Origin of the sequence: Thiothrix litoralis (assembly GCF_017901135.1) — a bacterium.
GTDB classification, from domain to species: Bacteria; Pseudomonadota; Gammaproteobacteria; order Thiotrichales; family Thiotrichaceae; genus Thiothrix; species Thiothrix litoralis.
The window spans coordinates 2,831,901-2,849,485 of record NZ_CP072801.1; the positions used below are offsets into that span (position 1 = coordinate 2,831,901).

The following is a 17,585-nucleotide window of genomic DNA, read 5'->3' on the forward strand; positions in this document are numbered from 1 at the left end:
GATCACTCCAATGCCCAGCCGTTCAACTTGCGTTCCAGCGTCTTGCGGGAGATACCCAATTGCCGCGCCGCTGCCGACTTGTTGCTGTCTTCCAACGCCAGTACACGCAGAATATGCTGCTTTTCCACATCCTCCAGCAGCAAAGCCTCTTCCTTGAGTACGGGCAGTTTTCTGCCGGATGGCGTTCCCGCCAAACACTGGCTAGGCATAATGCCCAGCAACAACGCCCGTTCGATCACGTTTTTCAGTTCGCGCACATTGCCCGGCCAGTCGTAGGCTTGTAGGCGCATGATTTCGGCTCTATCCAGCGGTAAGGCATTCACCCCAAGTTCGCCGGAAAGCCGCTTGCTGAAATGGTGTGCCAGTAAATCCACATCCTGCCCACGCTCACGCAACGGCGGCAGGCGGATGCTGAGTACATTCAGACGGTAAAACAAATCCTGACGGAACAGCCCCTCTTTAACCCGCTGCACCAGTTCGCGATTGGTGGCGGCAAGAATACGCACGTCAATCGGCGTTTCACGGTTGGAACCCACCGGGCGAATTCGCTGCTCTTCCAGCACCCGCAGCAAATGTACCTGCATGGTCAGCGGCATTTCACCGATTTCATCCAGAAACAATGTCCCCCCGTTGGCGTAGGCAAACAGCCCTTCCCGCGCCTGATGCGCCCCGGTGAAAGAGCCTTTAACGTGACCGAACAGCTCGCTCTCCATCAGCTCTGCCGTCATCGCCCCGCAGTTGACCGAGACAAAATTACCTTTGCGCTGGCTGAGTTCGTGAATCGCACGGGCGGCCAGCTCCTTGCCCGTACCGGATTCACCCTCAATCAACACGGTAGACGGCATCCGCGCAACCTGTCGAATGATCTGGCAGACGCTGTGTACCGCCTCGCACTCACCAATAATACCGCCAACCTCCAAATGCTGTTCCAGTTGGCGACGCAACACGAAGTTTTCCCGGCGTAACTGCTGGGTTTCCAGACAACGGTCAATCGCTGCGAGTATCTGCTCCAGCCGGAATGGTTTGAGGATGAAATCCATCGCCCCCACCCGCAGCGCGTCGATGGCGGTTTCCAGACTGGCGTAGGCGGTGATGAAAATGACCGGGGTCAGGTTGCCCTTGTCGCGCAGTTCCGTTACCCATTCCACCCCGGTACGGTCTGGTAAGCGGATGTCGGAAATGATCAAGTCAAAATGGCAGCGTTCCAGCAGCGCACTCGCAGTTTTTACATCGCCCGCTGTTTCGATCAGGTCAAAGCGACTGGTTAGGCCACGCAGGAAAAAGGACTGGATACCGGGTTCATCATCAACAATCAGCACAGATTTCATCAGGTGGGGTTACCAATGGCTTGCAATACCGGTGATTGTATCATTATGACCCATAACCTGTGCAATATATGGGACATAATGAACCAATCAGGCAACAATCAGCGATCAGCCTTGGTGGTTTAGCGTAGTTTCAGGGTGTTTTATGCCCGCCAAAACGGCTTTTAGACCGATAAGTAGCAAGGTGGCATTGTTTTTGCTCTATATCTGCCAGTTGCAAACACCATGTATACCACTCACTCAAGGAGACTTCATGAAAAAGCTATTATCAACCCTATTGCTGGCAAGCGCATTCCTGTGCGGCGCAGTTCATGCCGATGACAAACCTGCCAACATGACGCTGAAAATGGCCACCACCACCAGTACCGAAAACTCCGGCCTGCTCACAGATTTGCTGCCCAAATTCGAGAAAGAATCTGGCTACAGCATACAAGTCATTGCCGTCGGCACGGGCAAGGCGCTGAAAATGGGTGAAGATGGCGATGTAGATGTGGTGCTGGTACACGCCCCCGCTGCCGAAAAAGAATTCGTCGAAAAAGGCTTCGGCGACAAGCGTTACCCGGTGATGTACAACGATTTCATCGTGCTCGGCCCCGATGCTGACCCGGCGGGCGTGCGCGACACCAAGACTGCACCTGAGTCATTCGCCAAAATCGCTGAGAAGCAAGCCATTTTCATCTCACGCGGCGATGATTCCGGCACAGACAAGAAAGAAAAGCAATTGTGGGAAACCGCAGGCATCAAGCCAGCAGGTGACTGGTACCGTGAAGCCGGACAAGGCATGGGCAAGGTTATCCAGATGGCGGGCGAACTGGAAGGTTACACCCTCGCTGACCGGGGCACTTGGCTAGCGGGCGTTGACAAATCCCCATTGAAAATCGTCCACGAAGGCGACAAGGATTTGTTCAACCCTTATGGTGTGATTGCGGTTAGCCAAACACGTTACCCCGACATTAACCACACGGGCGCACAAGCCTTTATCGACTGGATCATCTCGGCAAAAGGCCAGCAAGCGATTGCCGATTTCAAGATCAATGGTACGCCATTGTTCACCCCGAATGCTGACACAGCGGCGCCATCTGCTGACAAACCGGCAGAAGCACCAGCGACCGCCAAATAAGGGTGCATGGATGCCCTGATTGACGCCAGCCTCAAAGCCCTGCACCTGCTGTTCAGCGGTGACATGGCCTTGTGGGAAATTGTCGGAATCTCCTTCCGCGTTTCCCTGCTGGCCTTACTGATCGCCACCCCGCCAGCCGTGTTGCTGGCGTTTGTGCTGGCGTATGGCAACTTTCCCGGCAGGCGGCTGATCATTGCCCTTTTCAGCACCCTGCTATCCGTGCCGACGGTCGTGATTGGCCTAACCTTGTACCTGATCTTGTCACGGCAAGGCCCCTTAGGGGAATGGCACTTGCTGTTCACCCAAAACGCCATGATCATCGGGCAGATTGCCTTGGCCTTTCCAATGCTGGTGTCGATCGGTCATTCGGCACTTCAGGCAGCTGACCGCCGCGCGTGGGAAACGGCGCGGACACTGGGGGCTTCCCACCTGCGGGCGTTGCTGACGATTATCTACGAAGTGCGTTTCGGCTTGCTGGCGGCAGTGCTGGCCTCGTTCGGGCGGATTATTTCGGAAGTGGGCGCGTCAATGATGTTGGGCGGCAATATTCTGCATCACACCCGCAATATTCCGACCGCAATTGCATTGGAAACCAGCAAGGGGGAATTCGCCCAAGGCATCGCACTCGGTATGGTATTACTGGTGATGGCGGCCACTCTCAACGTATTGTTACACCACTTTCAAGGCAAAGGATTTGTTGGCTCATGAGTACACTGCATTTCCGCGACATCCACAAACACTACGCCCGGCGCACGATCCTAGCGGGGCTGGAACTGTGCCTGCGTACCGGTAGCTGCACCCTGCTGACCGGCGAAAATGGCACGGGCAAAACCACCTTGCTGCGCATCCTCGGCGGTTTCGAGAAACCGGAACAATTCGCGGCCGACACCGGCCACGCACAGCTCAACTGGCGACATTACCGCAAGCTGTTGCAAAGCAGCGTGCTGTATTTGCACCAGCAACCCTATATGTTTGAAGGCAGTGTGCGCGACAACCTCAGTTTTGCTCTTGACCGCAGCCTGCCGAAAGCCGAACGCGAACAACGCATCCACACCGCGCTGCAATGGGCAGGGCTGGAACAAATCGCGGATACCCGTGCAAAAACCCTGTCCGGCGGCGAATACCAGCGGGTGGCACTGGCACGCGCCTGGTTACGCCAACCGCGTATCCTGCTGCTCGACGAACCCACCGCCAACATGGATAGGGAAGCCCGCAACCGCACCATCAGCCTGTTACGCCAATTACGCGACGATGGCATGGCGCTATTGGTCGCCAGCCACGACCCGGAATGTTTTTCATCATTGGTCAACGAACACCTGAATCTGAGCGCAGGCCGCCTGCAAACGGTTACACCCGCGTCCCGATTCGTTAACATGACCCTTTTACAGCAGGCATCGTGAGTACCATCATGGAAAAGAAGCTTTCAACCACCGATATTACGGGCGTCATCCTCGCAGGCGGACGCGGCAGCCGCATGGGCGGGCAGGACAAGGGACTGATCGACTTCAACGGACTGCCGCTGGTAGAACACCTACTGAACGCACTTCAGCCACAAACAGGCGCGGTGCTGATCAACGCAAACCGTAATCACGAGCGCTACCAGCGCTACGGCTTGCCAGTGGTTAATGATGAACTCAGCGGCTTTCAGGGGCCATTAGCGGGCTTCGCCGCAGCGATGCAGGAAGCCAAAACGGCCTACATCATGACCGTGCCCTGCGACGGCCCCACTATCGCGCCGGACATGGCGGAACGCCTGCTACAAGCCCTGCGACAAAACGATGCTGAACTGGCCGTCGCGCATGACGGCGAACGCCTGCAACCCGTACATGCGCTGATCCCCGTCAGCCTGCTGCCCAGCCTGCTGGCCTTTCTGGAAAACGGCGACCGCAAGATCGACCTGTGGTACGCACAACACCGCATGGCACGAGCAGATTTCGCCACTTGCCGCGACATGTTCCGCAATATCAATACCCCAGAGCAGCAAGCAGAAATGGAAGGGGCGAAAATCCCCCTCCCTTCCTCCACCACCCCATTCCCCATCCTCGGCTTCTGCGCCTGGAGCGGCACTGGCAAAACCACCCTGCTCACCGAACTGATCCCCCGCCTGAAATTCGCCGGGCTGCGCCTGACGGTGATCAAACACGGCCACCACAATATCGAGCTGGATACACCGGGCAAAGACAGCTACCGTTTCCGCGAAGCCGGAGCCGATCAGGTACTGCTGGCTTCCCGCAAACGCATGGCGATGATGCAGGAATGCAAAACCCAGCGCGAACCGGAACTGGTCGACGTGCTGCATTTCGTCAACCCCGATTGCGCCGATCTGGTGCTGGTGGAAGGCTTCAAGCACACCGCCATTCCCAAAATCGAAGTACACCGCCCTAGCCTCGGCAAACCCTTGCTATTCCCCGACGACAGCCATGTGATTGCCTTGGCAACTGACGATATGACGCTGGAAACGCCACCACACATCACCAAACTCGACATCAACCAACCGGATCAAATCGCCGAATTTGTGCTGAACTGGATGAAGAAGGGGGAAACCCCTCCCTCCACCCACCACATCCGTTCCGCCCCCAGTTGTGCCGACGACCTCGACCCTACCAGCCTGAGCGTCGCCGCCGCCCGCAGCCGTATCATGGATGCCCTGCAAGCGGTTTCCCCCGCGCTCAAACGTCCGTTACGCGATGCCCTCGGGCATATTCTGGCGGAAGACGTGATTTCCCCCCTCAACGTACCCAACCACGTCAATTCGGCGATGGATGGTTACGCCCTGAACGGCACTGACCTGCCGGGCGATGCCATCCGCGAATACCGGGTAATCGGTACAGCGTTCGCCGGTGTACCCTTCACTGCTAGCTGTGCTCAGGGCGAATGCGTGCGCATCATGACCGGCGCACCCATGCCAACCGGAACCGATACCGTGGTGATGCAGGAGCAAGCCGAAGCGGGCGCAGCAGGCAGGGTGCGCATCGGTGCAGGCCACCGCAGCGGGCAAAACGTGCGTCAAGCAGGTGAAGACATCGCCAAGGACAGTTGCGTTATCAGTGCTGGGCGGCGGATAAATCCGGCGGATTTGGGTGTACTCGCCTCCCTCGGTATCAGCGAACTCAGCGTCTACCGTCCGCTGCGGGTAGCGTTTTTCTCCACGGGGGATGAACTCCGCAGCATCGGCGAAACCCTGCGCGACGGGGAAGTTTACGATAGCAACCGCTACGCCCTGTACGGCATGTTGAAACAGCTTAACGTCGACATCCTCGACATGGGCGTGGTACGCGATGACCCAACGGCGCTGGAAGCGGCTTTCCTGCAAGCCTCGGCAATCGCCGATGTGGTCATCACCTCCGGCGGTGTCTCCGTGGGTGAAGCCGACTACACCAAGCTCATCCTCGACAAGCTCGGGCAGATCAATTTCTGGAAAATCGCCATCAAACCGGGGCGTCCGCTGGCTTTCGGTAAGCTCGGCAATGCGCTGTTCTTTGGCTTGCCGGGGAATCCGGTTGCCGTGATGGTGACATTCCTACAATTCGTCCAGCCTGCCTTGCTGAAACTTGCCGGGCAAACGGCTGACCAAGCGTTGCTGGTGGATGCCATCAGCCAAAGCCGCCTGAAAAAACGACCGGGGCGGATGGAATTCCAACGCGGCACGGTGAGTCGCGCAGCAGACGGCAAACTGGTGGTGGAAAAATCCGGCTATCAGGGTTCCGGTGTACTCAGTTCCATGAGTAAGGGGAATTGCCTGATTATTCTGCCGGAAGCATCCGCCACGGTAGAACCGGGGGATGTGGTGCAAGTACAGCTATTCGGTTGGTGATAGGCATGGAAATCTGTGCTACTTCCACTGTCATTGAGCTGCATCCACCCACCTTTTCCCAACCCTCGCGCTTTATCTTATTCACAAGGGAAGCAATCCCGAGTTATCAAATGGACAAGAGAGGAGACGAACATGCAATACGCAAATCCAAATACCGAAGGCGCAGTCATCAACTTCAAAGAACGCTACGGCAACTTCATCGGCGGCGAATGGGTTGCCCCGGTAAACGGTGAATACTTCGACAATATTTCCCCGGTCAATGGCAAGCCGTTCTGCCAGATCCCGCGCTCCAGCGCCGAAGACATCGAGCTGGCACTGGATGCCGCCCACGCCGCCAAAGACGCGTGGGGCAGAACATCCGTCGCCGCACGCTCCAATATCCTGCTGAAAATCGCTGACCGCATCGACGCCAATCTGGAAATGCTGGCAGTCGCCGAAACCTGGGACAACGGCAAAGCCGTGCGCGAAACCCTGAACGCTGACGTGCCACTTTCCTCCGATCACTTCCGCTACTTCGCAGGCTGCTTGCGTGCGCAAGAAGGCACGATGGGTGAAATCGACGAACACACCGTCGCTTACCACTTCCATGAGCCGCTGGGCGTGGTCGGTCAAATCATCCCGTGGAACTTCCCGCTGCTGATGGCGTGCTGGAAACTGGCGCCCGCACTCGCAGCAGGCAACTGCGTGGTACTGAAACCGGCAGAACAAACCCCCGCCTCCATTCTGGTCATGATGGAACTGATCGCTGACTTACTGCCAGCCGGTGTCTTGAACATCGTCAACGGCTACGGCGTAGAAGCAGGCAAAGCACTGGCCACCAGCAAACGCATCGCCAAAATCGCCTTCACCGGCTCTACCCCGGTCGGCTCTCTGATTATGAAATACGCGGCGGAAAACATCATTCCCTCCACCGTAGAACTGGGCGGCAAATCCCCTAACGTCTTCTTTGCAGACGTACTGGATCATGAAGATGCGTTTGTCAGCAAAGCAGTCGAAGGCGCGGTACTGGCATTCTTCAACCAAGGCGAAGTTTGCACCTGCCCTTCACGCCTGTTGATTCAAGAATCCATCTACGAAAAATTCATCGGCATGGTGATCGAGCGTGCCGCACAAATCAAACGCGGCAACCCACTGGATACGGAAGTCATGGTCGGTGCGCAAGCCTCCCAAGAGCAGTACGAAAAAATCCTCAGCTACATCCAGATTGGCAAGGAAGAAGGCGCGGAAGTCATTACCGGCGGTGAAGTTGAAAGCATGGCGGCGGATTACTGCGAAGGTTACTACATCCAGCCTACCCTGCTGAAAGGCACCAACAATATGCGCGTGTTCCAAGAAGAAATCTTCGGGCCAGTCGTGTCGGTGGCCACCTTCAAAGACGAAGCGGAAGCGCTGGCGATTGCCAATGACACCGAGTTCGGTCTGGGTGCAGGCGTGTGGACGCGTGACATGAACCGTTCTTACCGCATGGGGCGTGGCATCCAAGCAGGCCGTGTATGGACTAACTGCTACCACCTCTACCCTGCGCACGCAGCCTTCGGTGGCTACAAAAAATCTGGCGTAGGCCGTGAAACCCACAAAATGATGCTCGACCATTATCAGCAAACCAAAAACCTGCTGGTCAGCTACGACATCAACCCGCTGGGCTTCTTCTAAGTTTCCTCCTCCTCGTGCGATGTGTGGATCGGGCTATGCCTGATCCGCTTTTTTCGGCTTACCGAACAAAGCCCACGCCGCCACAACCAACGCTGACAGGAAGGAAACCAGCGCCCAATTGGCGAGGGAAAGCCCCAGAATCACCAATTCCTCGTCTTCACACAACCCCGTTACCTCAAACAGGCCGGGAACGTGATCGCTCAGGAAGTAAACCAGTTGTTCAATCAGGTTGGGTTGCCCGCCTGCACAAGAGACTTCGCCGGGGGGCTGTAGCTGCAACCACGTTTGATAACTGGCGGTAGCGGTTCCCACACCTGCCAGCAATAGCACCAGCCAACCCCAGACTTTCTCACCAAAACCCGTCACGGCGAGCAGGCCAAACACCCCGATCAGCATGAACAGCAAGCGCTGGAAAATGCATAAGTAGCAAGGGTGAAGATCCAACCACGCCGTCAGCACAAAACTGCTTGCCGCAATGCTCAGCGCGATCAGGCCAATGGCAAGCCAGAGGTTTTTACGAATGAATGTCAGCATTTGTACAGGTATCCTGTGTTCATTTATTAAGTATTGCCCCCAGTCTAGTACCTAGCCATCACCAGATAAATGATAAAAGCCAGAGAACGCCAGATTTTTGCATACCCATTACCCAGGAAACCCCGTTGAAGCACCTGAACGACCTCACTTTCCACAACCGCTTCCACACGCTGGGGGCGCATTTCTACAGCGAATGCCCGCCGCTGGGGCTGGAAAACCCGACCGTAGTGTGTAGCAGTGCGGCGGTATTGCACTGGCTCAACCTGCACCCCGATGAAGCAACCACGGATTTGTTCCTGCAAGTCTTCAGCGGCAATGCCTTACTCCCCGGTATGCAACCTTTGGCGCAGGATTATGCAGGGCATCAGTTCGGCAACTTCAACCCCTTGCTGGGCGATGGTCGCGGCCTGTTGCTGGGCGAGGTGGAAACACCCACGGGTATTCTGGATATTTACCTCAAAGGTGCAGGCAAAACGCCCTATGCCCGCAATGCTGACGGGCGTGCCGGATTGCGCGAATGCCTGCACGAATTTCACACGACTGAACAATTGGCAGCGTTAGGTGTACCGACGGCGCGGTGTTTGTGTGTGGTTTCCGGCAGCCAGACAGTGTATCGGGGTGGCTTCGAGCCAAGCGCCATCGTAACGCGCATTGCACCCAGCCATGTGCGTTTTGGCACATTCGAGAATTATTTTTTCCAGAAAAACCGCGACGCCTTACAACAACTGGCAGACCATGTGATTACCTGCCACTACCCGGCATGTGAGGCAGCGGGGGAACAGCGTTATGCGGCCTTTTTCCATGCAGTCGTGTTACGCACGGCACACCTAGTGGCGCACTGGCAAGCAGTCGGTTTTGTGCATGGGGTGATGAACACCGACAACCAGTCCATCCTTGGGCTGACGCTGGATGTGGGGCTGGGAACTTTTACCCTGGAACGTGACCCGGCTTATGTCTGCCACCCCGATGATGAGCACGGGCGTTATGCGTTTGGGCAACAACCCGTGGTGGGCTTGTGGAATTGCAATGTGCTGGCACGCGCCCTTTCCCCCTTGATTGCGGCACAGGATTTACGCACTGCCTTACTGGCGTATGAGCCGGAATACCTGCGCCATTACGCGGTGCTGATGTCACCATCACCGGCGCGGGCGTGATACCAGTTCTTCCAGCCGCTCGCGAACCAATTCGCTGCCTGAGGTGCTGTGGCAGAGTTTTTCCATCAAGACGGACGGGTCTTGGCAGGATTCAAGCGCCTTGCCCATCACGGCATCAATGCAATGCCGCCATTCTTCAATTTCCGGTGATTCTGATTGCGGCAAGAAACTGCCACGGTACAGTGAAAACGCTTCCTGACTCTGCTGCTGGCGCAAGGTTTCCCAAACGCGGATAAAATCTGCCCACACCGGAACCTGCAAACGGTATGGGCGTGAACCAATCTTCCCATCCAGTAAACGGCGCAAATGCGATAACTCCGATTTCAGGGTCGCGGTAGAAACTGGCAAATCGCCGTATAATGCTGCGTGGAAGCCTTCCAACGTCAAACCTTGTGGGTTCAGCGCCAACAAGCAGAGAATTTCCACCTGACGCATCGGCAGGTTCATGGGCTTACCCCGAAACAGGATGCGCGGCTGCCCAAGGGCATGGATTTCCAGTTCGGCAAGCGGCAAATTTTGCGGCAGGCAACGCCCAATCGACCGCGCCAGTTCCGTCACCGCCGCTTGCCCCAAGGGGGTGTGCTGGTTCCAAGTAGTCGACATATCCAGGATACCAACGCATTCACCGGATTGCGGGTGAATGATCGGTGCGCCATAACACACCCAGTCATGCACAAACGGCAAATAGTGTTCGGATGAAAACACCGTCACCGAACGCCGCAGTTTCAGCGACAGGCCAATGGCATTGGTGCCGACTGAGCGTTCATCCCAGTGCCCGCCTGCGGTGAAATTGACGGCTTCGGCACGTTTGCGCATGTGGTTGCTGGCGAATGTCCACAGCAGCCGCCCGGACGGGTCGGCAATCGCTGCCACCAGTTCGCCTTCCTTGGCGAGTTGCATCATGGCATCCTGTTCACGCCGGGCGGCTTGGCACAGGGGGGATTCCTGCCAATGGCGGGCGGCGGTGTATTCGTCATCCGCCGGGGCATGAAGCCTCTGAGGTTTTAAATGTTGGGCACTCCGCTGCCACGAGGACATGATGTCTTCGCGAACATTATCTGTCTTGATGAACGGACTACCCGCTACGAAACGGCTCCACTGAGTCTCAATCTCAGACCGCCGTTGGGTCAAGCGGCTACCTCTTACGCTTGCCAGTGCCATACTACCTCCTGCCTCCCAAACTCTTCTCAACCTTACTACGGTCAGCATCGACCATCTACAGGTTAATAGCATGTTTTTCAAGTCTATGCGAAAAACCAGTTTTCCCTTTAGTCACAACGCCTGCCGAAACGTCAGGTTAATGCGTTCCTCACCCAAAAGCGGGTGTTGCCCCGCCTTGAGTGGCGCAATGCCGTGGAACACCAACCGTGCTGCCCCGCCCCAGACCACCACATCGCCGTGCAGCAATGGCACTTTCACCGCCTTGTCACTGCGCTGCAATCCGCCCCACAAGAACGTCGCGGGCAAACCCAACGACATCGACACAATCGGCGCGGTCAGGTCGCGTTCGTCCCGATCCTGATGCAAGGCCATTTTTGCACCTACCGGATAGCGGTTGATCAGGCAGGCATCTGGCTGGAATGCGGGGAAACCTGCCGCCAGTGCTGCGGCTTGCGCCAAGTTGCGGAAATCCGCTGGCATCGCAGGCCACGCTTGCCCACTCAGCGGGTCGGTGGTGCTGTAGCGGTAGCCTTTACGGTCGGTGATCCAGCCCGCCGTGCCGCAATTAGTCATCGCCACCGACATCGTATAGCCGCCGGGCGTTTGCATGTGCCGGAACGGGGCTTGGGCAGCAATGGCGTGGATGCCTGCCAGCAAGCTATCGGTGTGGGCGGCGGCGTATTGGCGCAATACCAGCGCACCGGGGCTTAAGGGTTCAGTCCACGGTTCGGGCGGGGTGTTGAAGATGTCGAGGTTCATGGGGGGATTTTAATGGTTGGGTTAGGTTGATGCAGGTAATTTTCATAATAGAAGCTACCGATAAAAGCTCTGCATAATGCTAACCTTTGACGCTATAATCTTTGGCAATCGATTGCCAAATTGGGAACTTTTCAATGATAGACAGAGCCATTGGGGTATCTGGGTTAGCACTCACCATTGTTTTTGGGCTTTGGAGTATTGCCCCAACAAGGTTTCCTCTAATACCTGCATGGGTAACTTTCACTGGAGTTGGATTCGGCATATTTTTGCTTGGATTAGCAATAGGATTGCTCATATCCAACAAAAGGAGTACTTCAGAGACACAACTTTCACAGCAGCCCAATCTGATGCTATCAATGATAGGGGCTGGTGTCTTCGACCCAGACGCAACAGACATGCGAGGAGTCTGGACAGGAATAGGGATAAACGCCAAAATTTGGAATACTGGCGCATCCAGTGTTGCAACTGAATGGCTGTTATTTGTTATTCCAGAAAATGAAACTCCTGTTATTGCTCAACTGACTGAAATACCAGACTCTCTTCGGGTAAGCGGATCGATTAATAGCACTGTTATACGCGCATCTGAATCTCTTGAGTCCAAAACAAAGGATATGCCAGTGGGAACTACACCAGTTGAGGGAACACTCCTGTTTTATGTTGCAATGCGACGAGAAATCATCCTAAAGCCATCAACTCGTTTGGAGTTAATTGTGAAAGATATTAACGGAAAAGAAACAAAAGTAACCAAAGTAATGGGGGATTGGATTCATCGCTAGTACCAAGCAAGGTCAGCCAGCGAGTGACAAACTGGTACAATCCGCGAGTCCATTGAAAATCCAAACCAACGAACTAACTCGCCCCCATTGGGAACACCTGCTGCAACAAGGTTTTATACTCAACGTCATGAACAGTTGGTTCCTTCCAAGCGTCCTGATAGATGCATACTCGATCGCCTGTTATATATAGTTTTCGTCCAACAAACCTTTAGGTGCTTTCATGCAGCTCAAACCCGGCATTAAGTTGCTATCAGAAATCGAAGGCGTCGGTGCGACAGCAGAAAAAGGCACGCGCGTTAACGTCCGTTTGAATGGTTGGCTGAGCAAAGGTGAACCCATTGACCAAAACACCCTAAACACGTTTGTCGTTGGTGAGCGAGTGCTGATACCCGGCATCGAATACGCCGTTGAGGGTATGCGTGTTGGTGGAACGCGGAAGGTAAAAATCAGCCCTCACCTCGCGTACCAGCAGACGGGCGTTCCCGGCATCATCCCCGCCAATGCCGTACTGATCTATGAAATTGAATTGCTTGGTGTTGAGTAAAATACCGTACCCCTTATGATTGACCACCAAAAATTCCAGTCCCTAGTCAAACAGCTTTATATCAGAAATCATCCTCCACCTCCTGCCTGTCGGGGTGGGTATGTTTCGGCAACAACGCCAATAACTCGCTGGCGTGACTGATTTCCCGATTTAACTCGTCACTATCCGCATCAACCAGACACACCGGCTTTTTACCGTTTGTCGCGGCGGCAGCCAAAGCGTTCAGCAGGTAGAGTTCAGGGTGGGTGGCAGCCTCGTTCTCACTGGTTTGGGCTGCGTTGCCCGCGACACCTGAACCCAGACCGACCAGTACTTTTGCACCGCCAGCGACCAATTCGCCACCGGGGATCAAATCCTTGCTCAGTTCCAGTATCCCGACCAGACCATCGCCCACCGTCTTGAAGCCTTCACCGACTTTTTCCTTCAGGGTTTTATTGCTCTTTTCGGATGGTTACACCAAGTGCATCAACAATGTTTCCATCCGCACTTTCAGCGGCGTCAATCAGGGAAATGTGGGCACGACGTTAGGTTGGTGTGCAATGTGGTTGCCGCTTGTTGCAGAGCTTGCTGCAAGGTAGTTTCATGCATCCCGTGTCCCGCCTCCACCGCCACCAGTTGGCAACGTGGTAAGGCATCCGCCAGCAAGTGGGCGCTGGCATAACGGCATACCTGATCGTTGACGCCGTGTACCAGTGTGGCGGGAATGTCGCGGATAGCCTCCAGCCCCGGCAAGACACCTTGCGGGCTGAGAAAGAACTGGTGGGCGCAATAATGGCTATACACGCGGGCGCGGTGGATGCTCCGCTGCCAGCGTGCCGAGTCAGGGTTGAAGGTCGGCGCGGATAGCCCCATGACCGTGCATTCCCACACATCCCAAGCCAGCGCGTAACGGTAAGCGTCTTCCTGACGAGTCTGCGGGTTGAGCAACTGCTGGTACAAGCTGAGGATGGGGTTTGCACCTTCCGGTGTTGCCAAGGCTTGGCGTAAGGCTTGGTACGCTGCCGGAAATTGTTGGGCAACCCCGTGTGGCGTACTAAACCATTCCCAGTCTTCTTGCCGTGCCAGAAATGCCCCGCGCAACAGCAAGCCCAATACCTGTTGTGGGTAACGTTTAGCATATTCCAGCGCCAAGCTTGCGCCCCACGAACCGCCGTAGATAACCCATTGCGTAATATCCAAATGCTGGCGTAAGGCTTCCATGTCGCGCACCAGTGCTGCGGTACGGTTGCCTAATAAGCTGCCGCCGGGTGTGGATTGCCCGCAACCGCGCTGATCAAACTGGATAATGCGGAAGCCTTCTGGATACAACAGCTTGGCTTGCGCGGGATGACAGCCAGAGCCGGGGCCGCCGTGTACAAACAGCAAGGGAATACCCGCCGGATGACCGAATTCGGCGTAATGCAACACATGGCCTTGGGTGACGGGCAGGTTCTTCATAGCTGGGCTGGCGTGGTTTCTACACGGGATTCCCCCGACAACTGGAAGAAAGCTTCCAGCAAGGATGCGGTGTTGGTTTGGGTAATCAGGGCAGCCGGTGGGGCTTGTGCCAGCAATTTGCCCTTGTGCATGACCAGTATCTGATCCGCTTGCTCGGCTTCGTCAATCAGGTGGGTGGCCCACAAGACGCACAAGCCTTGCTCGCGGCACAAGCGGTGGACGTAAGCCAGCAAGGTGGCGCGGGAAGCGGGGTCAAGGCCGACGGTGGCTTCATCCATCAACAGCAATTTCGGTTCGGTTAAGAGCGCCCGCGCCAGTTCCACCTTGCGGCGATTGCCACCGCTGAGGTTGCGACAAGGCGTGGGGGCAAGGTCGGCGATTTCCAGTTGGGTGAGGACGTGGGTACTGCGGGCGCGGATGTCGGCTTTACCCATGCCATGCAAACGCCCGTAAAAGTCCAGATTGGTTTGCACGCTGAGGTCAAGATCAAGCGCGGGTTGCTGGAACACCACGCCCATCTGCGCCAGTGCTTGCGGCAAGTGTTGGCGAATGCTGATGCTGTTGAGGTGAATATCGCCCTGATCTGGCGCGAATAGCCCGGTCAACAGTTGGAAGAGGGTGGATTTCCCCGCTCCATTGGGTCCCAGCAAGGCATGAAAGCCGCTGCCAAGCTGGAAACTCACCTGATTCACAGCACACAGTTTGCCGTAGTGCTTGCTGATCGCAGCGACGGACAGGATAGGTAATTCAGGCATGTGGAAATTCCTCAGAAGTCCGGTCAAGCAGGCCGGAAAGCAGTGCCGGGTATTGTTGCAGCAGTTCAGCCTGCAAGGGTTGTAAGGCGCTGGTATTCAGTGGGCGCGGGCGTTGCAGCGGCACGCGGTAATCCAGAATCACCTTGGCAGGGCGTGGCGATAAGAATAGCACTCTATCCGCCAGCAACAAGGCTTCGTTCAAACTGTGGGTGACAAACAGCACGGTCGGCTGGCTTTCTGCCCACAGCTTCAGCAGCAACTGGCGTAAGTCTTGTGCGGTGGGTTCATCCAGCGACTGAAAGGGTTCATCCATCAGCAACAGGCTGGGCTGGGTCACGAAGGCGCGTACCAGTGCGGCGCGGCGTTTCATTCCGCCCGACAGTTGATTGGGGAAGCTGTCACGGAAATCCTGCAAACCGAGTTGCTGCAACAGCGTCTCCATGCGGGCAAAGCGTGCGTTGTCGTGCTGGCGTTGCGGCGCCTCCAGCACCAGCCGGATGTTATCCGCGACACTTAGCCAAGGCAGCAAACGCGGTTCCTGAAACATGAAACTTAAGGTGGTGTCCGGCGGGGAGTGGATTTGCCCGGTGAAATCGGTATCCAGCCCTGCAATCATATTCAACAAGGTGCTTTTGCCCGTCCCCGAAGGCCCCACTAGCGCGATGAATTCGCCTTGATTGGCACTAAAACGCAAATCCTGCACCGCACAGACGCCGTTTGGGTAGATTTTGCGTTGTAAATCAATGGATAGAAGACTCATGTGCGCCACCGATTCAAATGCCGCTCCAGCGGGCGTAGCAGCAAGGCTTCCAGCGCCAGCACGATCAGCGCAAACGCCAGTGTGTAGGCCAGAATCCCGCTAATGTCGAAAAAGTGGAAGTAATTGCCCAATTGGAAACCGACACCATTACTACGCCCCAACAGTTCCACCACCAGCACGATTTTCCAGATCAGCGCCAGCCCGTTACGCGCTGCGCCGAACAAATAGGGGTAAAGTTGTGGCAGGTAGACGCTGCGGAAGGTTTGCCAGCGTGACAGCCGATAGACTTGCGCGACTTGCAGCAAGTCGTGGTCGATGGCGCGAGCGCCTTCGCGCAGGGTGACAATCACCATCGGGATTTTGTTCAAGGCTACCGCCAGCACCGCTGCGGTTTCGCCCAAGCCCAGCCAGATGTAGCAGAGGATAATGGTGACGAGCGCGGGAATATTGAGGCCGAGGATCAGCAGCACATCCAGCGCATTATCCCACGCTTTGCGGCTGCCCATGAGAATGCCGATGGCGACCCCGACCAGCATCGCCAGCGTGAAACTGACGATAACCCGCAGCAGGGTGATGCCGAGATGAAACAGTAATTCACCGTTGACGAGCTGTTGCCACAAGGTTTCCAGCACTGCCAGCGGGCTGGGCAGGGAACGGCTGGCTAGCAGTAACGCGAGCAGTTGCCAAACCAGCAAAAAGCCGCCTAGCACTAGCACCCGCACGTAACGCTGATTCAGCTTCACTTCGCGCAAGCAGGCAGGCTGAAGTCAGGCCAGAACACGCCTGTGTCCAACGCGGTTGCGGTGCCGACCAGCTTTTCGCCGCCGACTTCAGCCAGAATGCGGAAGGTATCCGCCGCCGCCTGCTTTTCCTTGTCGCCAAAACAGGTGGGGATGCCCGCGCGGAAACCGTCGCGCAGGGCGGTAAACACGGCGTCGTCATCGGCTTTCAGGCGCGGGCGCAGGCGTACCCATTCGGCATCGTCGTCTTGCATGATGTGCTTGGCGGCATACGAGGCTTTGAGGAAACCGTTGACGCTGGCGGCGTGTTCCTTTGCCCATTTTTCGCTGAAGACCCAGCCAAGCAGCGGTAGGTCACGCGGGATGCCTAAGCCTTCCAGCGTATCGGGCACGGTGATGATGCTGCGTAGCCCGGCGGCCTTGAGGCGGGCGGCGTAGTTCCAGAAGTTCAGCACTGCATCCAAATCGCCGCGTTGCATCAGCGCATTCAGCAGCGGGGGCGCGGCGTATTGCGGCTCGGTGTCGGCTTGCAAATCCAGCGCCTGTTGTTGCTGGGCAAAGGCGCGTAACAGCAGCCAGCTTTTGTCGGACGCGCCGCCCGCCACGCCGAGTTTTTTGCCTTTGAGGTCGGCTAGCGTTTTGATGGGGCTATCGGCCTTGACCAGCAATTCGCCGACCGCGTTGGAGTAGGGGAATAGGGTGTAATCAACATCGGCAGCGCGTTGGCGGGCGACCCATACCCAGTCAGAGACAATGATGTCGACCGCGCCACCTTGTAGCGCCACGGTGGAGGCATCGGCGGAAGCGAGCGGCACGATTTCTAGATCAATGCCTTGTTGTTCGGCGAGTTTGTGGGTTTGGATCACGTCCATTTCCCAGTTGACCGTGCCGAATTCCAGCACGCCAACGCGGACTTTTTCCAGCGCGAAGGCGGGTGATGTTAGCCCTGCGAGTAAACCCAAAACGGCGACACAGCGCACCCAGTAAAGACGGTATGAACCCGACATAATGTCCTCCTCCACGATGACATGAAGGCTTCTTGATACCGCAAAG

General features: G+C 56.3%; 18 protein-coding genes. 8 read left to right on the forward strand and 10 right to left on the reverse strand.

All coding sequences use genetic code 11. The features are described 5' to 3' along the window. Positions 1-2 precede the first annotated feature (2 nt). Positions 3-1,328 (reverse strand): sigma-54-dependent transcriptional regulator, encoded by a 1,326-nt coding sequence (locus tag J9253_RS13660; protein ID WP_210221482.1) that lies wholly within the window; start codon positions 1,326-1,328, stop codon positions 3-5. Positions 1,329-1,578: 250 nt separating this feature from the next. On the opposite strand from J9253_RS13660, the gene J9253_RS13665 reads away from it, so the two are divergent. The 5 genes from J9253_RS13665 (at position 1,579) to exaC (ending at position 7,912) form a co-directional block, all read left to right on the forward strand. Beyond that, positions 1,579-2,445, forward strand: a complete 867-nt coding sequence (locus tag J9253_RS13665) for a substrate-binding domain-containing protein (protein ID WP_210221483.1) — start codon at positions 1,579-1,581, stop codon at positions 2,443-2,445. 6 nt (positions 2,446-2,451) lie between these two features. After that, positions 2,452-3,153, forward strand: coding sequence for an ABC transporter permease (locus tag J9253_RS13670; RefSeq protein ID WP_028488281.1), 702 nt, complete (start codon positions 2,452-2,454; stop codon positions 3,151-3,153). After that, on the forward strand, positions 3,150-3,845 hold the full coding sequence (locus J9253_RS13675) for an ABC transporter ATP-binding protein (RefSeq protein WP_210221484.1): 696 nt from the start codon (positions 3,150-3,152) through the stop codon (positions 3,843-3,845). The genes J9253_RS13670 and J9253_RS13675 overlap by 4 nt, the downstream gene beginning before the upstream one ends. Positions 3,846-3,853: 8 nt before the next feature. Further along, the gene (locus J9253_RS13680) at positions 3,854-6,259 is read left to right on the forward strand and encodes a bifunctional molybdopterin-guanine dinucleotide biosynthesis adaptor protein MobB/molybdopterin molybdotransferase MoeA (RefSeq protein WP_210221485.1); all 2,406 of its coding nucleotides are present in this window, start codon (positions 3,854-3,856) and stop codon (positions 6,257-6,259) included. Positions 6,260-6,391: 132 nt separating this feature from the next. After that, a complete protein-coding gene (gene exaC / locus J9253_RS13685) occupies positions 6,392-7,912 on the forward strand; it encodes an acetaldehyde dehydrogenase ExaC (protein WP_210221486.1) in 1,521 nt (506 codons plus the stop codon). A gap of 33 nt (positions 7,913-7,945) precedes the next feature. Here exaC and J9253_RS13690 read toward each other — a convergent pair whose 3' ends face one another. After that, positions 7,946-8,446, reverse strand: a complete 501-nt coding sequence (locus J9253_RS13690; RefSeq protein ID WP_210221487.1) for a disulfide bond formation protein B — start codon at positions 8,444-8,446, stop codon at positions 7,946-7,948. A 125-nt stretch (positions 8,447-8,571) separates the two neighbouring features. Here J9253_RS13690 and J9253_RS13695 point away from each other — a divergent pair, with 125 nt between their 5' ends. Beyond that, positions 8,572-9,600, forward strand: a complete 1,029-nt coding sequence (locus J9253_RS13695; protein ID WP_210221488.1) for a protein adenylyltransferase SelO family protein — start codon at positions 8,572-8,574, stop codon at positions 9,598-9,600. On the opposite strand, the gene J9253_RS13700 is transcribed toward J9253_RS13695, so the two are convergent. Beyond that, positions 9,583-10,761 carry a helix-turn-helix domain-containing protein gene (locus J9253_RS13700; protein ID WP_210221489.1) on the reverse strand — a complete coding sequence of 393 codons (1,179 nt, stop codon included), beginning with the start codon at positions 10,759-10,761 and terminating at the stop codon, positions 9,583-9,585. The genes J9253_RS13695 and J9253_RS13700 overlap by 18 nt on opposite strands. Before the next feature lie 111 nt (positions 10,762-10,872). Continuing rightward, positions 10,873-11,520, reverse strand: a complete 648-nt coding sequence (alkB, locus tag J9253_RS13705) for a DNA oxidative demethylase AlkB (RefSeq protein ID WP_210221490.1) — start codon at positions 11,518-11,520, stop codon at positions 10,873-10,875. Positions 11,521-11,654: 134 nt separating this feature from the next. On the opposite strand from alkB, the gene J9253_RS13710 reads away from it, so the two are divergent. Continuing rightward, positions 11,655-12,296, forward strand: a complete 642-nt coding sequence (locus J9253_RS13710) for a hypothetical protein (protein ID WP_210221491.1) — start codon at positions 11,655-11,657, stop codon at positions 12,294-12,296. 220 nt (positions 12,297-12,516) lie between these two features. Further along, positions 12,517-12,840 carry an FKBP-type peptidyl-prolyl cis-trans isomerase gene (locus J9253_RS13715; RefSeq protein WP_210221492.1) on the forward strand — a complete coding sequence of 108 codons (324 nt, stop codon included), beginning with the start codon at positions 12,517-12,519 and terminating at the stop codon, positions 12,838-12,840. Between the two features lie 61 nt (positions 12,841-12,901). Here the strand turns inward: J9253_RS13715 and J9253_RS13720 are convergent, their stop codons facing one another. The 6 genes from J9253_RS13720 to J9253_RS13745 all read right to left on the reverse strand — a co-directional run bounded on the left by J9253_RS13720 (position 12,902) and on the right by J9253_RS13745 (position 17,539). Then, positions 12,902-13,234 carry a hypothetical protein gene (locus tag J9253_RS13720; RefSeq protein ID WP_210221493.1) on the reverse strand — a complete coding sequence of 111 codons (333 nt, stop codon included), beginning with the start codon at positions 13,232-13,234 and terminating at the stop codon, positions 12,902-12,904. Between the two features lie 104 nt (positions 13,235-13,338). Next, positions 13,339-14,277, reverse strand: a complete 939-nt coding sequence (locus J9253_RS13725) for an alpha/beta fold hydrolase (protein WP_210221494.1) — start codon at positions 14,275-14,277, stop codon at positions 13,339-13,341. Beyond that, positions 14,274-15,032 carry an ATP-binding cassette domain-containing protein gene (locus J9253_RS13730; RefSeq protein ID WP_210221495.1) on the reverse strand — a complete coding sequence of 253 codons (759 nt, stop codon included), beginning with the start codon at positions 15,030-15,032 and terminating at the stop codon, positions 14,274-14,276. The genes J9253_RS13725 and J9253_RS13730 overlap by 4 nt, the downstream gene beginning before the upstream one ends. After that, a complete protein-coding gene (locus J9253_RS13735; protein ID WP_210221496.1) occupies positions 15,025-15,792 on the reverse strand; it encodes an ABC transporter ATP-binding protein in 768 nt (255 codons plus the stop codon). Before J9253_RS13735 ends, J9253_RS13730 begins: the two co-directional genes overlap by 8 nt. Continuing rightward, positions 15,789-16,535, reverse strand: coding sequence for an ABC transporter permease (locus J9253_RS13740; protein ID WP_228291587.1), 747 nt, complete (start codon positions 16,533-16,535; stop codon positions 15,789-15,791). Before J9253_RS13740 ends, J9253_RS13735 begins: the two co-directional genes overlap by 4 nt. Next, complete coding sequence (locus J9253_RS13745) at positions 16,532-17,539, reverse strand: ABC transporter substrate-binding protein (protein WP_210221497.1); 1,008 nt, start codon at positions 17,537-17,539, stop codon at positions 16,532-16,534. The genes J9253_RS13740 and J9253_RS13745 overlap by 4 nt, the downstream gene beginning before the upstream one ends. Positions 17,540-17,585: the final 46 nt, after the last annotated feature.

What these genes read in the sequence shown, in the direction of transcription:
- J9253_RS13660 (WP_210221482.1), bottom strand. Translation starts at nt 1,328, where the DNA reads ATGAAATCTGTGCTGATTGTTGATGATGAACCCGGTATCCAGTCCTTT.
- J9253_RS13665 (WP_210221483.1), top strand. Translation starts at nt 1,579, where the DNA reads ATGAAAAAGCTATTATCAACCCTATTGCTGGCAAGCGCATTCCTGTGC.
- J9253_RS13670 (WP_028488281.1), top strand. Translation starts at nt 2,452, where the DNA reads ATGGATGCCCTGATTGACGCCAGCCTCAAAGCCCTGCACCTGCTGTTC.
- J9253_RS13675 (WP_210221484.1), top strand. Translation starts at nt 3,150, where the DNA reads ATGAGTACACTGCATTTCCGCGACATCCACAAACACTACGCCCGGCGC.
- J9253_RS13680 (WP_210221485.1), top strand. Translation starts at nt 3,854, where the DNA reads ATGGAAAAGAAGCTTTCAACCACCGATATTACGGGCGTCATCCTCGCA.
- exaC (WP_210221486.1), top strand. Translation starts at nt 6,392, where the DNA reads ATGCAATACGCAAATCCAAATACCGAAGGCGCAGTCATCAACTTCAAA.
- J9253_RS13690 (WP_210221487.1), bottom strand. Translation starts at nt 8,446, where the DNA reads ATGCTGACATTCATTCGTAAAAACCTCTGGCTTGCCATTGGCCTGATC.
- J9253_RS13700 (WP_210221489.1), bottom strand. Translation starts at nt 10,761, where the DNA reads ATGGCACTGGCAAGCGTAAGAGGTAGCCGCTTGACCCAACGGCGGTCT.
- alkB (WP_210221490.1), bottom strand. Translation starts at nt 11,520, where the DNA reads ATGAACCTCGACATCTTCAACACCCCGCCCGAACCGTGGACTGAACCC.
- J9253_RS13710 (WP_210221491.1), top strand. Translation starts at nt 11,655, where the DNA reads ATGATAGACAGAGCCATTGGGGTATCTGGGTTAGCACTCACCATTGTT.
- J9253_RS13715 (WP_210221492.1), top strand. Translation starts at nt 12,517, where the DNA reads ATGCAGCTCAAACCCGGCATTAAGTTGCTATCAGAAATCGAAGGCGTC.
- J9253_RS13725 (WP_210221494.1), bottom strand. Translation starts at nt 14,277, where the DNA reads ATGAAGAACCTGCCCGTCACCCAAGGCCATGTGTTGCATTACGCCGAA.
- J9253_RS13730 (WP_210221495.1), bottom strand. Translation starts at nt 15,032, where the DNA reads ATGCCTGAATTACCTATCCTGTCCGTCGCTGCGATCAGCAAGCACTAC.
- J9253_RS13735 (WP_210221496.1), bottom strand. Translation starts at nt 15,792, where the DNA reads ATGAGTCTTCTATCCATTGATTTACAACGCAAAATCTACCCAAACGGC.
- J9253_RS13745 (WP_210221497.1), bottom strand. Translation starts at nt 17,539, where the DNA reads ATGTCGGGTTCATACCGTCTTTACTGGGTGCGCTGTGTCGCCGTTTTG.